At 72.0% G+C, this 18,084-nt stretch carries 16 protein-coding genes; 11 read left to right on the top strand and 5 right to left on the bottom strand.

Translation table 11 applies throughout. The features are described 5' to 3' along the window. Nucleotides 1–5: 5 nt before the first annotated feature. Genes AB0C82_RS09040 through AB0C82_RS09030 form a run of 3 tightly spaced genes read right to left on the bottom strand, consistent with a single transcriptional unit; the run spans nt 6 to nt 3,642 of the window. The gene (locus tag AB0C82_RS09040) at nt 6–362 is read right to left on the bottom strand and encodes a DUF742 domain-containing protein (RefSeq protein WP_362838406.1); all 357 of its coding nucleotides are present in this window, start codon (nt 360–362) and stop codon (nt 6–8) included. A 44-nt stretch (nt 363–406) separates the two neighbouring features. After that, nucleotides 407–844 (bottom strand): roadblock/LC7 domain-containing protein, encoded by a 438-nt coding sequence (locus tag AB0C82_RS09035; RefSeq protein ID WP_362837907.1) that lies wholly within the window; start codon nt 842–844, stop codon nt 407–409. After that, nucleotides 841–3,642 (bottom strand): nitrate- and nitrite sensing domain-containing protein, encoded by a 2,802-nt coding sequence (locus AB0C82_RS09030; RefSeq protein ID WP_362837905.1) that lies wholly within the window; start codon nt 3,640–3,642, stop codon nt 841–843. The genes AB0C82_RS09035 and AB0C82_RS09030 overlap by 4 nt, the downstream gene beginning before the upstream one ends. Before the next feature lie 292 nt (nt 3,643–3,934). On the opposite strand from AB0C82_RS09030, the gene AB0C82_RS09025 reads away from it, so the two are divergent. The 8 genes from AB0C82_RS09025 to AB0C82_RS08990 all read left to right on the top strand — a co-directional run bounded on the left by AB0C82_RS09025 (nt 3,935) and on the right by AB0C82_RS08990 (nt 11,896). Next, entirely contained in the window at nt 3,935–4,366 is a 432-nt protein-coding gene (locus AB0C82_RS09025; RefSeq protein WP_362837903.1) for a (4Fe-4S)-binding protein, read from the top strand. Nucleotides 4,367–4,514: 148 nt separating this feature from the next. Further along, entirely contained in the window at nt 4,515–7,415 is a 2,901-nt protein-coding gene (locus tag AB0C82_RS09020; RefSeq protein WP_362837901.1) for a Na+/H+ antiporter subunit A, read from the top strand. Next, on the top strand, nt 7,412–8,023 hold the full coding sequence (locus AB0C82_RS09015) for a Na(+)/H(+) antiporter subunit C (RefSeq protein WP_362837899.1): 612 nt from the start codon (nt 7,412–7,414) through the stop codon (nt 8,021–8,023). The genes AB0C82_RS09020 and AB0C82_RS09015 overlap by 4 nt, the downstream gene beginning before the upstream one ends. Beyond that, nucleotides 8,020–9,669 carry a Na+/H+ antiporter subunit D gene (locus tag AB0C82_RS09010; protein WP_362837897.1) on the top strand — a complete coding sequence of 550 codons (1,650 nt, stop codon included), beginning with the start codon at nt 8,020–8,022 and terminating at the stop codon, nt 9,667–9,669. The genes AB0C82_RS09015 and AB0C82_RS09010 overlap by 4 nt, the downstream gene beginning before the upstream one ends. Further along, a complete protein-coding gene (locus AB0C82_RS09005) occupies nt 9,666–10,295 on the top strand; it encodes a Na+/H+ antiporter subunit E (RefSeq protein ID WP_362837895.1) in 630 nt (209 codons plus the stop codon). The genes AB0C82_RS09010 and AB0C82_RS09005 overlap by 4 nt, the downstream gene beginning before the upstream one ends. Next, complete coding sequence (locus tag AB0C82_RS09000; protein ID WP_362837893.1) at nt 10,292–10,627, top strand: monovalent cation/H+ antiporter complex subunit F; 336 nt, start codon at nt 10,292–10,294, stop codon at nt 10,625–10,627. Before AB0C82_RS09005 ends, AB0C82_RS09000 begins: the two co-directional genes overlap by 4 nt. Further along, a complete protein-coding gene (mnhG, locus tag AB0C82_RS08995; protein WP_362837891.1) occupies nt 10,624–10,977 on the top strand; it encodes a monovalent cation/H(+) antiporter subunit G in 354 nt (117 codons plus the stop codon). The genes AB0C82_RS09000 and mnhG overlap by 4 nt, the downstream gene beginning before the upstream one ends. 184 nt (nt 10,978–11,161) lie before the next feature. Continuing rightward, on the top strand, nt 11,162–11,896 hold the full coding sequence (locus tag AB0C82_RS08990) for a CDP-alcohol phosphatidyltransferase family protein (RefSeq protein WP_362837889.1): 735 nt from the start codon (nt 11,162–11,164) through the stop codon (nt 11,894–11,896). Here AB0C82_RS08990 and AB0C82_RS08985 read toward each other — a convergent pair. After that, nucleotides 11,865–12,311 (bottom strand): adenylyltransferase/cytidyltransferase family protein, encoded by a 447-nt coding sequence (locus tag AB0C82_RS08985; RefSeq protein ID WP_185297793.1) that lies wholly within the window; start codon nt 12,309–12,311, stop codon nt 11,865–11,867. The two genes, AB0C82_RS08990 and AB0C82_RS08985, sit on opposite strands and share 32 nt — an antisense overlap. Before the next feature lie 155 nt (nt 12,312–12,466). On the opposite strand from AB0C82_RS08985, the gene AB0C82_RS08980 reads away from it, so the two are divergent. Genes AB0C82_RS08980 through AB0C82_RS08970 form a run of 3 tightly spaced genes read left to right on the top strand, consistent with a single transcriptional unit; the run spans nt 12,467 to nt 16,643 of the window. After that, entirely contained in the window at nt 12,467–13,729 is a 1,263-nt protein-coding gene (locus AB0C82_RS08980; RefSeq protein WP_362837887.1) for a glycosyltransferase, read from the top strand. Continuing rightward, complete coding sequence (locus tag AB0C82_RS08975; protein ID WP_362837885.1) at nt 13,726–15,402, top strand: lipopolysaccharide biosynthesis protein; 1,677 nt, start codon at nt 13,726–13,728, stop codon at nt 15,400–15,402. Before AB0C82_RS08980 ends, AB0C82_RS08975 begins: the two co-directional genes overlap by 4 nt. Then, complete coding sequence (locus AB0C82_RS08970; protein WP_362837883.1) at nt 15,399–16,643, top strand: hypothetical protein; 1,245 nt, start codon at nt 15,399–15,401, stop codon at nt 16,641–16,643. Before AB0C82_RS08975 ends, AB0C82_RS08970 begins: the two co-directional genes overlap by 4 nt. Here AB0C82_RS08970 and AB0C82_RS08965 read toward each other — a convergent pair. Next, nucleotides 16,612–18,078 (bottom strand): hypothetical protein, encoded by a 1,467-nt coding sequence (locus AB0C82_RS08965; RefSeq protein WP_362837881.1) that lies wholly within the window; start codon nt 18,076–18,078, stop codon nt 16,612–16,614. The two genes, AB0C82_RS08970 and AB0C82_RS08965, sit on opposite strands and share 32 nt — an antisense overlap. Nucleotides 18,079–18,084: the final 6 nt, after the last annotated feature.

Genomic DNA, 18,084 nt, shown 5'->3' with positions numbered 1-18,084 from the left:
TTGGGTCAGAGTCTCCGGAGTCCGTCACGTACGGCGGCCAGCAGGCCCATGTTCGCCCCGCCCGACGCCCGGGCCACCGACAGCGGCGCCCGCGCCAGCAGCAGGCCCTGGGCGACCAGGTCGGCCAGCAGGATCTTGGTCACCGAGACCGGCAGACCGAGGTCGGCGGAGACCTCGGCGACCGCCGCCGGGCGGCGGCAGCGATCCAGGATCATGCGGTGCTCCGGCTGGAGCCGGACAGGCCGCAGGGGCGCACCGTGCCCGTCCACCGGGTTCTGCGCGGTGGTGAGCACGGTGATGAGGGTGAAGTCGTCCCGCTCGGGCGCGGTCCGGCCACGGGTGATGGTGTACGGCCGGACCATGGTGCCCGCGCCGTCCTCCTCCGGCTCCTGCTCCCAGTGCGGGGTCACACCCGCTGCCCGTCCCCGGTGCCGAAGGCGTCGAACTCGCCGCGCGCCGGGGCGCTGAGCTTCTGGCCGACCTGCTGCACCAGGTTGTGCATGGCCAGCGACATCACCTCGGCATCGACCTCCTGGGAGGCGATGACGGCCAGATGGGTGCCCTGTCCCGCGGTGATGATGAAGAGCCAGAGATCGGCCAGCTCGACGATCACCTGGTGTACGGAACCGCCGTCGAAGAGCTGCCCGACACCCCGGGCGAGGCTCTGCTGCCCGGTGCAGATGGCTGCCAGCCGCTCCGCGTCGGCACGCTCGATGGTGCGCGAATGGCTCACCACCAGCCCGTCGTCGGACAGGAGGACGGCGTTCAGGGTCTCGGCCACCGAGTCCACCAAACCGTCGAGCAGCCAGTCGAGATCCTGGAGGGTCGCCGTTGTGCGTGTCATGACCGATCTTCTTCTCTCGTGGTGAGGGGAAACGGGGGAGGACCGGACGGCGCCGGGGACGAAGGCTCCTCGGCCGAGCGGGCCGCACGCGACCGTCGCTGGAACGCCCCGATCGCGGCACCGGCCCTACGGGGCGCCGGCCGGAGCAGCGGGTTCTCGTCCCACTTCGGACGCCGCGGAACCGAGGGCCCGGCACTCGGGTCGAGCCGGAGCTCGTCCACCAGACTGGCCTGCCTGACCCGGCGCGGGAGGGGCGCATCGGCGCCGGTTCCGGCAGGTTCGCGCACGCCCGGCGGCAGCGCGGTCCGGCCGGCCGCCGCGTGGGGCGCGGTCCGGGACGGCGCGTACGGCGCGGGACCGGACGCCGCGAACGGCGCGGGCTCCGACGGCGTGTAAGGCGCGGGTTCCGGTGCCGCGTAGGTCCGGTCCGGGACCGCGAACGGGTCGTCGGCCGGGGTGTACGGATGATCCGGGTCCGGCACGGGATACTGTCCGGCGGCCGTCATGTAGGGCTGCTCGGCCGCCGCGTACGGCGCGTCGGCCGGGGCGTACGGCTGTCCGGGTACCGTATACGGCGCTTCCTGCCCGTACGGGTCATCGGCGGCCTCCTGCCCGTACGGGTCATCGGCGGCCGTGTACGCCAGCTCCTCGGCCGGATACGCCTCGCCGGTCTCCGGGTACGGCTGTCCGGGGAGGTCGAGGGAAGCCTCGGGGCCGGTGTCCTCGTTCCCGGCCCGTCCGCGCTGCGTGGGCCATCCGGACAGCGCGGTGATGCCCGCCATGGCCTGCCCCTGCACACGGGTGGGCAGGGCGCCCGGAAGGGGAGCGGCGGCCGGAGCTGCGTCGGCCGGGTCGGAGGCAGCCGTGGGAACGCCCACCGGGCGTGAACCCGGTGCAGCGACCGTCAGCGCCTCGGGGACGAGAACGACCACCCGGGTGCCGCCGTAAGCGGACGGCCTGAACTCGACCCGCAGACCGTGCTGGTCGGCGAGCCGGGCGATCACGTAGAGGCCGAGCCGGATGTCGTCGGCGTGCGCCAGCACATCCATCCGGGGCGGCCGGCTCATCAGCTCGTTGGCCTCGGCCAGCTGCTCCTCGTCCATCCCGAGCCCGCGGTCCTCGACCTCGATGGCCAGACCCCGGCTCACCTTTGCCGCCCGGACCTCGACCGGGCTCGGCGGCCTGGAGAAGGTCAGCGCGTTCTCGATCAGCTCGGCGAGCACATGGGAGACCGGACCGACGGCCCGCTCCGCCAGCCACGGGGCGCCGTCCAGGTCGAGCACCACGCGGCGGTACTCCTGGACCTCGCCCTGCGCGGAACGCATCACGTCCAGCAGCGGTACGGGCTTGCGCCAGCGCCGGTGCGGGGATCCGCCGGCGAGGATCACCAGATTCTCCTCGTAGCGCCGCAGCCGGGCCGTGAGGTGGTCGAGGTCGTAGAGCCCCTCCAGCACCTCGGAGTCCTCGTGCTTGCGCTCCAGCTCGTCCAGCTTCTTCAGCTGCTGGCCGATCAACTGCTGCGTACGGCGCGCGATGCGCTGGAGAAGCCGCTCGAACCCGCGGTGCTGGTCGGCCTGGCCGACGGCGGCCTGGAGGGCGCTGGTGCGCGCCAGGTTGAGCGCGTCGCCGAGCTGCGTCAGCTCGTCGGACCTGCCGCCGGTGCCGCCGCTCTCGATCGCGCGAGCCTCGGCCTCGACATCGATCTTCTCGCCCTTGCCGAGGCGCTCCACGACGTCGGGCAGTGCCTTCTCCAGTTCCTCGGCCTGCGCCTGGAGGCGGCCGATCCTCTCCCGGAGATTGCGGGTGAGCCGCCAGGTGGTCAGCACGACGGCGACGACGGCGAGGAGTCCGATCACGGTGGTGAGGACCATCTTGAGCAGCAGGGAGATGACGCTGCCCTTGCCCTCGTCGACGACCAGCGCGGTGCGGTGCTCCAGCAGTTCCACCAGCTGAGGGGTGACGCCGTCCATCGCCGCGCGCCAGGTCTCCTCCTCGGCGCCGAGTGCGACGAAACCCGCGCGGTCCGGTGAGGCAGGACGCAGGATCTCCTTCTCCACCTGCGACTTGGACGCCCAGGCCTCGCTGCCGGTGATCTCCCGCCACATCTCCCGCTCGTCGGCGGGCAGGTAGGGGATCACCTTGGTCGTGTACTGGAAGGACTGGCCGGAGACCGCCTCGCGGACCTGCTGGAGATCCTCGCTGCTCAGCTTCCCCTTCGGCCAGCCACGGGCCAGGATGGCGTCCGAACGGGAGATCATCTCCTTGGTCCAGAAGAGGTCCACGAGCGGCTGGGACAACGTGGTGACCTGACCGTTGTCCACATGGCTGAGCGCGGCGAACAGCTTCAGGTCCACGGCGATCAGGTCGGTGTAGTAGTCGTAGACGGCCTTCTGCTGTCCGCTGCCGCCCTGGTCGACGAGGGTCCGCTGGCCGGGCAGCCGGTCGATCGACTCACGGGCCAGGACCACCGCCTCGCGGATCTCGGCCGGGGCGTCGTCGGCGGTCACGTCGGACAGCGACCGGAAGGTGGTGACCGCTTCGTCGGTCAGCACACGCTGGCGCGCCAACGCCTCGGTGGAGGCACCCGGACGGGCCAGAGCCTCGGCGCTCAGCCGGCGCTCCTCCTGCAGGTTGTAGTAGACGATGTTGGACGGTTGTCCGGCTTTCTCGGCCAACTGTCCCTGGGCTGCCTGGCGTTGGAAGTCGAGCAGTGTCTGTCCACTGGTCACGGCCCACAGGGCTGCCAGTGCGACACCGGGAACTACGGCCAGGACGAGCAGGGCTGTCCGCAACGACATGGTCGTCGAGTCGGTCCGCCGTGACGCGCGCGTGCGCAGGGCAAGCTCCTTGCGGTGAGGCCAGCCTGACGACTGGTCAAATCCATTGAGAACTTCGACACGTGGATATTAGTCACACTGCAAAAAAGAAAAGAAAGTGGGCTCACATGTGCAACACGGCGCGCCCACATCATCCCCACGAACTCGCGGAGTGCCGCTTCCTCCCGAGTAGCGGGGTACGTCTCGCGGGGAGACGCTGGAGACGTCCGCACGACAGTGCGGACCGAGCCCGAGCAGACCCAGGAGACCCCCGGTGACCAGCGAACCGCCCCCGCCCCCGGCGGCCAGGTCGTACGACGGTGAGGGCATCGTCGTGAGCTACGACGCCCACCGCTGCCTGCACGCCGCCGAGTGCGTCCGCGGTCTGCCCGACGTGTTCGAGGTGGGACGCAAGCCCTGGATCATGCCCGGCAACGCGTCGGCGGACGAGGTCGCCGACGTCATCCACCGCTGCCCCAGCGGGGCCCTCCAGTACCGCCGCACCGACGGTCTCCCCGACGAGGTGCCCGACGCGCCGACCCGGGTCTCCCTGCACTCCGACGGCGTACTCCACCTGCGGGGAAACCTCGAAGTCGTGACCCCGCAGGGACCCCGCCACGAGACCCGGGTGATGCTCTGCGGCTGCCGCAGGACCGGTAACGCGCCGTACTGCGACCACAGCGGGGACTGTGCCCGGCACCTCTGACCGGGACCGCACCGCAACCGGCGGCGCGGCGGAACCGGAAGCGGAACCGAACCGCTCCGGGCGCGGCGCGGCGTACGAGTGAACGGCACAGGGCGATATATCTGTACTGAGTGCCCTTTGTCCCGGAAGCTTCTCAGGACCCCGCTCCATGACCGCGCTCATCGTCTGTCACTTCGTACTGGCGGCCTGCGCGGGCCCGTTGGTGCGCAGGCTCGGCAGACGTGCCTTCCTCGTCCTGGCACTGCCCCCGGCCGTGGCCACGGTGTGGGCGGCCGTCCGGTGGGAGGGCGCCGCAGCGGGGGACGCGGTCAGCTGGTCGTGGCAGTGGATTCCGGCGTACGACGTGTCGGTGGCCCTGCGCCTGGACGCGCTCGCGGAACTGATGGTGCTGCTCGCCTCCGGCATCGGCACGCTGGTGCTGCTCTACTGCGCGTCGTACTTCTCCGACGACGCCCCGGGCCTGGCCGGGTTCGCCGGGAACCTGCTGGCCTTCGCCGGTGCCATGCTCGCCCTCGTCCTCGCCGACGACCTGATCTCGCTCTACGTGTTCTGGGAACTGACCACGGTCTTCTCGTTCCTGCTGATCGGCTACGGCAGCGAGCGGAAGTCCAACCGCCGCTCGGCGCTCCAGGCCCTGACCGTCACCACGTTCGGCGGCCTGGCGATGCTCGTCGGGTTCCTGATCATCGGTCAGGCGGCGGGGACCTACCGGATCTCCACGATCGTGGCCGCCCCGCCCGAGGCCACACCGGCCGTCCAGGCCGCCGTGGTCCTGGTGCTGTGCGGCGCCCTGGCGAAGTCCGCGATCTGGCCGTTCTCCCTGTGGCTGCCGAACGCGATGGCCGCGCCGACCCCGGTCAGCGCCTACCTGCATGCCGCCGCGATGGTCAAGGCCGGGGTCTACCTCGTGGCGCGGCTCGCACCCGGCTTCGCGGACGTGCCGGTCTGGCGGCCCGTCGTCCTCGTGCTCGGCGCCGCCACCATGCTGCTGGGCGGCTGGCGTGCCCTGCGCCTGAACGATCTGAAGCTCGTCCTGGCGTACGGAACCGTAAGCCAGCTCGGCTTCCTCACCGTGCTGGCCGGTGCGGGCAACCGCAACGCGGCACTCGCCGCCGCCGTCATGATCCTGGCGCACGCCCTGTTCAAGGCGCCGCTGTTCCTCGTGACCGGCATCGTCGACCACGCCACGGGCACCCGTGACCTGCGAAGACTCTCCGGCGTCGGCCGGGCGCTGCCCCACGTGTGCGTGGTCGCCGTGCTCGCCGCCGCCTCGATGGCCGCGCTCCCCCCGTTCCTGGGCTTCGCCGCGAAGGAAGCGGCGTTCGAAGCGCTGCTGGAGGGCGACCTCGCGGACCGGTGGGTGCTGGCGGCCACGGTCGTGGGCTCGGTGCTGACCACCGCGTACACCGTACGGTTCGTCTGGGGCGCCTTCGCCCGTAAGCCCGGCGTCGCCGACACCCCCGTACGACCGGTCGGCGCGGCCTTCCTCGCGCCGCCCGCCCTCCTCGCGGTCTGCGGGCTGGTGCTCGGCCCCGGAGTCGGCTGGACGGAACGGCTGTTCGCGGCGTACGCGGACACGTTCCCCGCTCCCGAGCATCCGTACCACCTCGCCCTCTGGCACGGATTCGGCACCGCCCTGCTCCTCTCGGCGCTCGCCTGGGCGGGCGGCGCGCTGCTCTTCGCCGGGCGCTCCACCGTCACCCGGGTCTCCCGGCGGATCGCCTGGCCCACCGCCGACAGCGTCTTCGGCCACCTGCTCCTCGGCCTGGAACGCCTCGCCCTCCAGATCACCGGCTTCGTCCAGCGCGGCTCGCTCAGCGGCTATCTGGCCACCACCCTGGCGGTGGTGCTGGCCGGCCAGCTCGCCGTGCTCGCCACCGACCGGCCCTGGCGCGGGGCCGCGCTTCCCCGGCTGTGGGACGTCCCGCTCCAGGGCGCCGTCGCGGTGCTGACGTGCGCGGCGGCGCTGTTCTGCCTGACGGTCAGCCGCCGGATGAAGGGCGTGGTCCTGGCCGGACTGACCGGCTACGGGGCCGCGCTGCTGTTCGTCGTCCAGGGGGCCCCGGACCTGGCACTGACCCAGTTCTGCGTCGAGACCGTGTCGATGATCGTGTTCGTGCTCGTCCTACGCAGGATGCCGGTGCGCTTCGAGGAGTCGGTGAGCGCCTGGCGGCGGGCGGCCCGCATCCCGCTCGCGCTGGCGGCCGCCGGGACGGTCGGCGTGGTCGTCTGGGTCGCGGCGGCGGCGCGCACCGCGGAACCGGCGGGCGCCGCGATGGTCGAGGAGACCGCACGCCACGGACTCAAGGACGTGGTGGCCACCATCCTCGTCGACCTCCGGTCCTGGGACACGATGGGGGAGTCCGCCGTGCTCGCCGCCGCGGCGATCGGGGTGACCAGCCTGATCTACCGGCACCGGCGCAGCGAGGGGCCGGGGGCGCAGGAGTCCCCCGGAGGCCCCACCGCCTGGTCACTGTCCGCCTCCCGGCTGACCGGACTGCCGCAGGGGGACGAGTCGGCACCCGAGCGGAGCTGGCTGGCGGCCGGTGGGACGCTGGCGCCGGAACACCGCTCCGTCGTCCTGGAGGTGATGGCGCGGCTGCTCTTCCACCCCATCCTCGTCCTCTCCGTGTACCTGCTGTTCTGTGCCGAGAACATGCCGGGCGGCGGATTCGTCGCCGGGCTCGTCGCCGGAGTCGCCCTGATCACCCGCTACCTGGCGGGCGGCCGGTTCGAACTGGCGGAGGCGGCGCCGCTCCAGCCAGGACTCTTCACCGGACTCGGACTGCTCCTCACCACAGGGATCGCGCTGCTCGGTCTCGTCAAGGGCACGGTCCTGCTCGCCTGGACGCACAAGGGGCACCTGCCCGTCTTCGGCGACTACCACATCGGTTCGACGGTCCTCTTCGACGCCGGGGTCTATCTGCTGGTCCTCGGGGTGGTCCTGGACATCGTGCGCGCGCTCGGGGCCAAGATCGACCGGCAGATCGAACGTGCCGCGGGCCTGCTCGCCGAGGCCGGGAACCCGGCGGGAGGTGACGGCCGATGACGGTCAGCCTCTCCCTCCTCGTGCCCGGCGTGGTGCTCTGCGCGGTCGGCGGCATCCTCATGCTCACCCGGCCGCTCACCCGCATCCTGCTGGGCGCCGTGATCGCCGGCAACGGCATCAACCTGCTCGTCCTGACCGCCGGCGGGTCGGCCGGCAGGGAGCCGCTCCTCTACGGCGTCCCCCTGCACCAGGTCACCGACCCTCTGCCGCAGGCGATCGCGGTCACCGCCATCGTCATCACCCTCGCCACCACCGCCTTCCTCCTCGCCATGGCCTACCGCAGCCACCAGCTGACCGGCACCGACGAGGTCCACGACGACCTGGAGGACCGGCGCATCGCCCTGCGCATCGAAGTGATGGAGCAACGGGCCCAGCTGCGCGCGGAGTACCGCGAGGGTGCGGAGCCCACCCCGGGGGACCGCGCCCGCTACCGGGACGAACACCGGCGGCTGAGCGCGCGGCTGCGCGCCGACCGGGCCCTCCAGGCCCGCGGCCGCGACGCGTCGGGCGACCTCTGGCACGACGTGCTGGGCGCGGACCCGGAGGACTACGCGGCCGAGCAGCCGGGCGACGCGCCGGACGAACCCGACCGAGGAGCCACCGGATGAACTCGCTCGTCCCACTGCCGGTGCTGCTGCCGCTCTGCGCCACCGGCCTCAGCCTCGCCTTCGGCACCCGCATGAAACGCTTCCAGCGCTTCATCAGCGTCACCGTGCTCACCGCCGTGCTCGCCCTGTCCGTCGCCCTGATGATCGCCGCGGACCGCAACGGCCCCCTGGCCGTCAACCTCGGCGACTTCGCACCGCCGCTCGGCGTGACCCTGGTGGCGGACCGGCTCTCCGGGCTGATGCTCACCGTCTCCTCGGCCGTCACGCTCTGCGTGCTCGTCTACTCCCTCGGCCAGGGCATGGCCGACCGGGACGGGGAGACCCCGGTCGCCGTCTTCCACCCCGCCTACCTCATCCTCGTGGCCGGGGTCTCCTGCACCTTCCTCGCCGGGGACCTCGTCAACCTCTACGTCGGCTTCGAGATCATGCTCGTGGCCAGCTTCGTCCTGCTCACCCTGGGCGGTACCGGGCCCCGGATCCGCGCGGGCTCCACGTACGTGATCATCTCGCTGTTCTCCTCGATGGTGTTCCTGATCGCCATCGCCGCGACGTACGCCGCCACCGGCACCGCCAACCTCGCCCAGCTGGCTGGCCGCCTGGGTGAACTCCCGCTCGGCGTACAGACCTTGATCCAGGCCACGCTGCTCGTCGTCTTCTGCGTCAAGGCGGCGGTGTTCCCGCTCGCTGCCTGGCTGCCCGACTCCTACCCCACCGCGCCGGCTCCCGTCACCGCCGTCTTCGCCGGACTCCTCACCAAGGTCGGCGTCTACTGCATGCTCCGTACGGAGACGCTGCTCTTCCCCGGCAACCGGCTCGGCAGCCTGCTGATGATCGCCGCGCTCGCGTCGATGGTCATCGGCATCCTGGGCGCCGTCGCCCAGACCGACCTGAAGCGGGTGCTCTCGTTCACCCTCATCAGCCACATCGGCTACATGGTCTTCGGTATCGGCCTCGCCACCCGCGACGCGTTCGCGGGCGCGATCGTCTACGTCGTCCACCACATCACCGTGCAGACGACGCTCTTCCTCGTCGCCGGGCTCGTGGAACGGCGCACCGGCACCACCGAACTCACCCGCATCGGCGGCCTCGCCAAGGTCGCCCCGGTGATCGCCGTCCTCTTCTTCGTACCCGCGATGAACCTGGCCGGTATCCCGCCGCTCTCCGGGTTCATCGGGAAGCTGGGCCTGGTGAGGGCCGGTGTCGCGGACGGGGGCATCCTCGCCTGGATCCTGGTGGCCGGGTCACTGGTCACCAGTCTGCTGACGCTGTACGTGATGGCGAAGGTGTGGAACCTCGCCTTCTGGCGGGCCGCCCCGCCGGGCCAGGCCGAGGACGGCACGGTCCTGGAGTCCGACGACGCGTCCGACGACGACGTCGACGCGGGCCCCGACCGGATTCCGGGCACCGGCGACGAAGTGGTGCGGGGCTACCACCCGGCCGGCCGCGCCGTCGCGGCCACCCTGCACGGACACGCGGTCACCACCACCGCCCGGCTGCCGCGCACGATGCTGGCGGCGACGGCGGCGGCGGTGGCACTCGGGCTGTCCTTCACCGTGCTCGCCGGGCCGCTGACCTCGTACACCGACCGCGCGGCGGCCGAACTCATCGCGAGGTCCCCCTACGTGGAGGCGGTGCTCGGCCGATGAGGCGCCTGCTCAATCTCACCTTTCGGAACAAGGAACTTCCGCCGCTCAGCTGCGAGTTCGGCGAGCGCCGCCGGGTGATCGACCTGCCGCTGATCGCCTGGCTCACCCTCATCTGGGTGCTGCTGTGGTCCTCGCTGTCCTGGGCCAACGTCGTCACCGGCGTCGTCGTGGCGCTGGCGGTGTGCCTGGCGTTCCCGCTGCCGAGGGTCGACCTCGGGCTGCGACTGCACCCCTGGGGAATCCTGTGCCTCGCCGGGTACCTGCTCTACGACATGTACACCTCGGGTGTGAGGGTCACCCGCCAGATCTTCGACGGACGGTCCCACCTGGGCGCCGTCATCGGTGTCCCCCTGCGCTGCCGCAGCGATCTGATGCTCGCCGCGACCGCCGTCGCCGTGTCCAACGTGCCGGGCGGCTCCATCGTCGAGGTGCGCCGCTCGACGGCCACGCTGTTCCTCCATGTGCTCGACGCGGACAGCCCCACCGCCCTGGACGCCGCACGCAACTCCGTGTGGCGCATGGAGGAGCTGACGGTACGGGCCTTCGGCACCCGCGACGAGATCGCCCGCGTCGGCCAGCCGCCCCCCGACCTCCCGTGGACCAGTACGGGCAGAGGTACCGCATGAGCGCTCCCGAGACCATCGACCGGATTCTGCTGACCGCCGCCGTGGTGCTGATCGTCGCCGCCGGGGCGCTCCTGCTGATCCGCATCCGACGCGGCCCCTCCATGCTCGACCGGGCCATCGCGCTGGACGTGTGCGCCGCCCTGATCATCGCGGGGCTCGGGGCCAAGTCCGCGTTCTCCAGAGACCCCTACTACTTCCCGATCATGATGGTGCTGGCGATCCTCGGATTCACCGGCTCGGTGGGCATCGCCCGCTTCATCGCCGTACGCGACCGGCCGAAGGCGCGGGCGAGACCGACGCCCCCCGCCGGCACGAATGAGGAGGCCGAGTGAGCGCCTGGTCCCAGATCGCCGACACGACCGGCGCTGTCCTCGTCCTCGTAGGCGCGGCCACCTCACTCCTCGGCGTCATCGGAATGCTGCGGCTGCGCGACGTCCTGTCGCGCAGCCATGCCGCCACGAAGCCGCAGACCCTCGGCCTGCTGCTCGTCCTGGCCGGCGTCGGACTGCGGATGGACTTCGGCATGGACCTGGCCACCCTGGCCCTGGTCGTCTTCTTCCAGATGATGACCGGCCCGGTCGCCGCCCACCTGGTGGCCCGCTCCGCCTACCGCACCGGCCAGATCGACCACGAGCGCCTGCTCTTCGACGAACTGGACGAGCAGCTGACCGAGGAGCGCTGACCGGGCGGTACGCGGGCTCCCGATCGGCCGGCACCCCGCCGCCGCGTACCGCGCCGAGCCCCGCGGGGTGAGCGGGGAGCCGGTGGCGATCCCGGTCACGACCGCCCCCCGCGAAGTCGGACTCCTCCCACGGGGCGGATCCGGGCGTGCCATGATGCGGACACCGCTGGACGCTGGGGGGCGTATGGGAAGCACAGGTACGGTGCTGCGCGAGTTGCGCGGCGCACAGAAGACGGCCAAGGGTGTGTCGCTCTACTCGCGCCACGTGAACCGGCCCGCAGGGCGGGTGCTCGCCGCCGGGGCCTACCGGGTGGGGCTGTCACCCAACCAAGTCACTCTGGTCAGCGCGGCGTTCACCTTCGCCGCGATCCTGACGGTCGCGCTCGCAGAACCCTCGTGGGCGCTCGGCGTGGCCGTCTACGCGGGCCTGGCCGTCGGTTTCGCCTTCGACTCGGCCGACGGTCAGCTCGCCCGGCTCACCGGGAAGGGCGGCCCGGACGGCGAATGGCTCGACCACGTGGTCGACTGCGCGAAGATGATCCTGGTCCACACCGCCGTACTGGTCTCGTTCCACCGGTTCGCGGAACTGCCGTCGGACGTATGGCTGTTGCTGCCGCTCGGCTTCCTGTTCGTCGCCGTGCTCACCTTCTGCGCCGGACTGCTCCGCGAGCAGCTGGGCAAGGCGGCTGCCGCGGCCCGCCCCGCCCCGGCGGACGGGGGCGCGGGCCCGGTCTCCCGGGTGCGGGCCGTGGCGCTGCTCCCCGCGGACTACGGGGTGTTCTGCCTGGTCTTCCTGCTGTCCGGCGCACCCGGACCGTTCCTCGCCGGGTACGCCGCACTCGCCGCCGTGCACGCCCTCTTCCTCGTGGCGTTCCTGACGAAGTGGTTCAGGGAGCTGAGAGCGCTCCGGGTGGACTGACCAGCACGTCGAGCGCCCGGCGCAGCTGGGTGCTCGACGTGTGCACGGTGTACGGGAAGTAGACGACCTCCACGCCGACTTCGGCGAAGTCACGCTCCAGCCGGAGCCCCTTCTCCGTGCCCCGCCAGTCGTCACCCTTGAAGATGACGTCGAACCGCACCTGCTGCCAGGTCTCGACCTTGTCCGGCACGGTCTCGACGAACGCGGCGTCCACGAAACGTACGCTCCGGACGATCTCCAGCCGCTCGGGCAGGGGTATCACCGGCTTGTGGCCCTTGGCGAGCGCCGCCATCTCGTCAGAGACGACCCCGGCCACCAGGTAGTCGCACTGACTGCGCGCGTGCCGCAGGATGTTCAGGTGTCCGACATGGAACAAGTCGTACACACCCGGCGCATATCCGACTCTGTGCACCATCCGCTGTCTCCCCCCGGAAATATCGGTATCGGTGTAGATCTCCAACGACCTTACTGTGAAGAACACTTGTGCAGGCCGTGAACGGATAAGCTCCCCCCGGGGACTGTTCCATGGGGGGAGCAGTGGCTGTTCCCGGGGGGAAGGCGACCGAAGCGATGTCCGCTGCCGAAGATCACCGAACGTTCGCGAACCGCCGACTGCTGGTGGTCTCGACCAACTACGCGCCCGAGCTCACGGGCATAGGGCCGTACGCCACCCAGCTCGCCGAGCACTGGGCCGCGTCCGGAGCCGGGGTCCAGGTGCTCACCGGCATGCCGCACTATCCGTCCTGGCGGCTCGACCCGCGCTACCGCGGAGTCTGGCGGACCCGCGAGACCCGTGCCGGAGTCGTGGTCCACCGCCGCAGACACTATGTGCCGCCCCGGCAGACGGCCCTGCGCCGAGGCGCTTTCGAGGCCACGGTGCTGGCGCACGGGCTCCTCGCTCCGCCGCCCGGCCGCCCCGACGCCGTGATCGCCCAGATGCCGAGCCTCGCAGGCGGCGTCATCGGCGCCCGCATCGCCCGCCGCCACCGCGTCCCGTACATACCCGTGGTCCAGGACCTGATGGGGGCCGCCGCCGCCCAGAGCGGCATACGGGGCGGCGGCAGGGCCGCGTCCCTCGCCGCGTCGGCCGAGCGGTACGCCCTGCGGGACGCGGCCCTCGTCGGCGTCATCCACGAGACCTTCGTCCCCGGCGTCACCGCGCTCGGCGTCGACCCGGACCGCATCCGCATCGTCCCCAACTGGACGCACGTGGAGCCCCCGTCCGCCGACCGGTCCGCCACCCGCGCCCGGCTCGGCTGGCCCGAACACACCCCCGTCCTGCTGCACTCCGGGAACATGGGCCTCAAGCAAGGGCTCGACGTCCTCGTCGACACCGCCAGGCTCGCCCCGGACGTCCGCGTCGTGCTGATGGGCGACGGGAACCAGCGCGAGACGCTCCGCGCCCTCGCCGGGAACCTGCCCAACATCGAGTTCCTGCCGCCGGCCGGCGCGGACGAGTTCACGGACGTCCTCGCCGCGGCCGACGTCCTCGCGGTGACCCAGCGGGCCTCCGTCCTCGACATGAGCGTGCCCTCCAAGCTGACCTCCTACTTCGTCTCCGGACGGCCCGTCGTCGCCTCCGTCGCGGACGAGGGCGGGACCGCCGACGAGGTACGCCGGTCCGGTGCCGGAGTCCTGGTCGCGCCCGAGGATCCCGCCGCACTCGTCGCGGCCGTACGCAAGCTCACCGAGGACGCCACCGCGGCCGGGGCCCTGGGCGCCCAGGGCCCGCGGTACGTCGCACACCACCTGGGCCGCGAGGCGGGACTCGCCCGCTTCGACGCCCTGCTCACCGAGGTCCTCGGGAAAGCGCAAGGGAGACCACAGCGATGACGCATCCGATCCGTGCCCTTGAGGAACAGGACGAACCGGCGCTGCTGCGCGACCAGTTCCGCCAGCTCCTGCGCTACCGCGCGCTCCTCGCCGTCGGCGTCGTCGTGGGGCTCGTCGGAGGCGGCTACCTGGCGCTCAGCGGCTCGGAGACGTACACCGCAACCGGCGTGGTCCTCGTCCGCTCCGCCACCGCCGACCCGTTCGCCACCGGGGCGTCGGCGGACAAGGGCATCAACATCGGCTCCGAACGGCAGACCGCGGTCAGCGACACCGTGGGCGAACTGGCCGCCGGCGCGCTTGCCAAGGACGCCGACCCGGTCGACTCCGGCGACCTGCTGGCCGGCCTCCAGGTCACCAACCCGCCCAACACGCTGACCCTGCGCTTCTCCTACACGGGCGACACCCCCGAGCAGGCCAGGTCTCGTGCCGAAGCGCTCGCCGACGCCTACCTGGAACACCGCAGGCAGCGCACCGAGGACAGCATCGAGAACATGGCGGAGGGCTACCGGGCCCAGCTGAAGCCGCTGGAGGAGAAGCGCGACCTGCTGGAGGACCAGGTCGGTGCGAGCGAGGCCGACGACGTGAGCAGCGCGCGCGCCAACCTCATCGTCTCCATCTCCGAACTCAGCCGGAAAATAAGCGAGTTGCGAGCCCTGGACACGACGCCCGGCTACCTCAACCAGAAGCCCGTCGCCCCGGAGGAGCCCACCGGTGCGGGGCTCCCCATGCTGCTCGGCCTCGGAGGAGTGGTGGGCCTCGCCCTCGGGCTCCTCCTGTCCTGGGTACGGCTCGTCTTCGACCCATCCGTCCGTTCCACCCGTGAGCTCGTCCGCTCCCTCGGTGCACCGCTGCTCGGCACCCTGCCCCGGGAGCGCGGCGCGGCGGACAGCCTGCTGGCCATCGGGCGCAGCGGAAGCCGGCTCGCCGAGGAGTACCGGGCCGTGGCCTTCCGCCTCGCCTACGACCCCGCGTTCACGGAGACCCGCCGGCTGCTGGTCACCGCGCCGCGCGGAGACAACGCCGCCGCGGCAGGCGCCGCGGCGAACCTGGCCGCCGCCTTCGCCGAGATGGGCCGTGACGTCCTCCTCGTCGAGGCCGACCTGCGTACGCCGTCGCTGGCCCGCGAACTGGGTTCGGCGGCGCACGAGGCACGGCCGCCCCGCTGGGTCGCCGACGACGACGGCACCTGGCCCTCGGGCAGCCGTTCCAACGTGGACGTGCCGGGCTCCGGTGCCTTCACCCTCGTCGCGGGAAGGCGCGTCGACAACGTGCCCCGCGCGCTGACCTCCGCCCCCGTCGGCCGCCTCGTCGCCGAGGCCGACCGGCCGGGCACGGTCGTCATCGTGCTGGCACCGCCCGTCCTGTCCTACGCCGACGCCGTCGCCCTCGTCGACCGGGTGGCGGGCGTCATGATCGTCTGCGACCCCCGGGAGGTGCACCGCAGCGACGTGGAGCGCATCCGCGAGATCGTCAGCGCGTCCGGAGGCTCGGTGCTCGGCGTCCTCCTCCACCCCGGCCGCGGGCGCCTCGGCTCCAGGGACCGCAAGAAGTCGTCGAGACGGCGCAGCGGTCCGGCGGCCCGGACGGATGCCCAGGAGGAACCGGAGATCACCGGCGACCCCACCGAGACGCTCGGTCTGCGTGCCTTCGACGCCTCCGCCGGGCGCCGGTGAGGGCCCGTACCGCGATCGTCTGCTCGGTCGCGGACCAGGGGGTCACGGCCCTCACGAACATCCTGGTGCTGGTGGCGGCGGCCCGGCTCTCCACCGTCGCCGACTTCGCACGCTTCTCCGCCGTCTACCTCGTCTTCACCGTCCTGCTGGGCGCGTCCGGCGCCTACACCGGGCAGCCGCTGGTGCTGCGGCGCGGGGAGGACGACGGGACCCGGAGTGCCTGCCGCTCGGCCGTCGCCTTCACCCTGCTCGCCGCCACGGCGCTCGGGGCGCCGGCGGCAGCCGTCTGCCTGTTCGTCCCGGGGGACACGGCACGCGCCCTGACGGCGCTCGGTCTCGTCCTGCCGATCGTCCTCGGCCAGGACGCCATGCGTTACGCCTTCTCCACATTGCGCCTGCCGCACCTCGCCCTGATCTGCGACGTCCTGCGGCTGGCCGGTGTGCTGGGGGCGCTGGCCGTGCAGCCGTACGGCGCCGGAGCGGCGCGCCTCGTGGCTGTCTGGGGGCTCTCCGCGCTGCCGGCGCTGCTGCTCTCCGCCGTCCTGCTGCACCGCCGGACCGCGGGCGCGCCGCTGAAGGTGCGCCCTCTGTTCCGCCGGGGGCACCTCGGCCGGCGGTTCGCCGTCGAGTTCGGCGTCGGCAACGCGACGAGCCAGCTGTCCGTGCTGGGCCTCGGCGCCGTCGGCAACCCTCTCGTGGTGGGGGCGCTCCGGGGCGCGACCACGCTCTTCGGGCCCCTGAACGTGCTCTACACCTCGGCCACCAGCTTCGGCCCCCCGCTGCTCGGCCGCCTCGGCTCACGGCGGCGGCAGGTGCGGGCCGCGGCGGGGCTGGGCGCCGTACTGGCGGCGACCGCCGCCCTCTGGGCGACCGGACTGGCGCTGCTGCCCGACGCGGCGGGCCGCGAACTGCTCGGCGACACCTGGCCCGCGGCCGCAGCACTGCTGCCCGCGACGGGCAGTCAGTACGCGGCGATGGCCGTCGGCACCTGCGGTCTGCTCGCCCTGCGGATGCTCGATCCGCGCACGACCCTGTCCATCCAGGTGGTGTTCTCACTCGCCGCCGTGGCCTTCCTGGCCGTCGGCTACGCCCTCGGCGGCATCACCGGTGCCGCCTGGGGCCTGTGCCTGGGGTCCGTCTGCAAGGCGGTCGCCACCTGGACGCGCGTCGCGCTGCTGCGGGGCGGGGAAGCGGTGGGGCAGGCGGAGCTCAGCGCGAGCGCTGTCCGTGCCGGTTCCTGAAGCTGGTCACCAGCAGCAGGCACAGAGCGGCGATGGCGAACTTCCCGGCGGACTGCAGCAGCGGACCGCGCAGCAGGATGAAGGTGTATCCGGCGATGAGGGGCGCCGTGATCGCCAGCACACTGCCGGGTCCCGGCCCCGCTCTGGTCACCGCGACCGCGAACCTGCGGTCCGTACGGGCGGCCGCGTATCCGACCAGCGCGAGCCCACCGGCCATCCCCGCGGCACCGAAGTCGACCCAGAGCTCGGTCCACAGCGGCGCGGAGAGGTTGGTCATCCGCATCCCCATCCACTGGCCGACCCGGACCCCCGTGTCCTCCGGCTTCCCGCTCCACACCGCGCGCGGTACGAAGAAGAGCCCGGAGCCGGCCAGCTGGCGGCCGTAGGTGTGCCCGCGGGTGTCGACCCAGGAGATGGTGTTGGCGAACATCACCGTCTGGTCGTAGTCCTTGGTGGCCAGCGGTTCGAAGACGGACGCCGACTCCGCGGGCGGCTTGTAGCCCTCCGCGTCGTACCGGAACCGGTCCGCGTACGGGAACAGCACCAGCGCTCCCACGACGCCCATGGCCAGGACCGAACGGTAGATGGCCGCACTGCTGGGGAACGCGGTGAACAGCAGCGAGACCAGCACGGTCAGGAACCAGTAACGGGCGTTGGAGATCGGGTTGTTCACGATCAGGTTCAGCGCCACCAGCGCCACCCACACCAGGACCGTCGACGGCGAGCGCCGGGCCCTGCGCGAGGTCGCCAGGCGGCGCGTGTAGAAGAGCAGCGCGATCAGCGCGGGTACGGTGCCGAAGCCCTTCAGGAACGCCGATCCCACGTTGGACTCGGTGGACACCACTCCGCTCTCCGCCACCGAAGCGCTGATCTCCTGCCGGCTGCTGAAGAAGATCGCAGGCCCGCCGAGCTTGAGGATGTAGTACCCGCCGGCCACGAACGCGATCACGACCAGCAGGGTGAGCCGGCCCTGGTGCGCCGTCGGTCCCACCCTGCCCCGCGCCCCCGGGCGCCGGCGCAGCGGCCGCCGAGCGGCCAGCAGGGCCCCGAGGTCGAAGGCGGCGCAGCCCAGCAGGATCAGCGCGATCGCCGTGACCAGGTCGGACCGGGGTCCGACCATCGGGGTCGGCGTCTGCCCGATGACCGCCTGGGCCAGCGGTGCCACACCCATGGCGATGTAGACGAACATCCAGAAGACGCCCTGCAGCAGCCTTCGCCCGGTGGACAGGATCATCGTGGCGAGCCGCGCCCCCGAGTAGCAGGTGAGGACGAGCTGCAGCCAGAACGCGGTGTCGCGGACGCCGGTGCCCGGCTGCGCGACGATCACCGCCGGAAGGAAGCAGACCAGGCCGAGAATCATCGGAACCGCGAGCGCCCGCGAGAGCATCGCCCACGACATGGGCTTCGCGACGGACTCGACCTGCACGGACGTCATGCGCTC

This window comes from Streptomyces sp. NPDC048560, from assembly GCF_040650955.1.
In the GTDB taxonomy this organism is placed as follows: domain Bacteria; phylum Actinomycetota; class Actinomycetes; order Streptomycetales; family Streptomycetaceae; genus Streptomyces.
The sequence above is the reverse complement of the archived record's forward strand: the minus strand, read 5'-3'. Positions and strand labels throughout refer to the sequence as shown.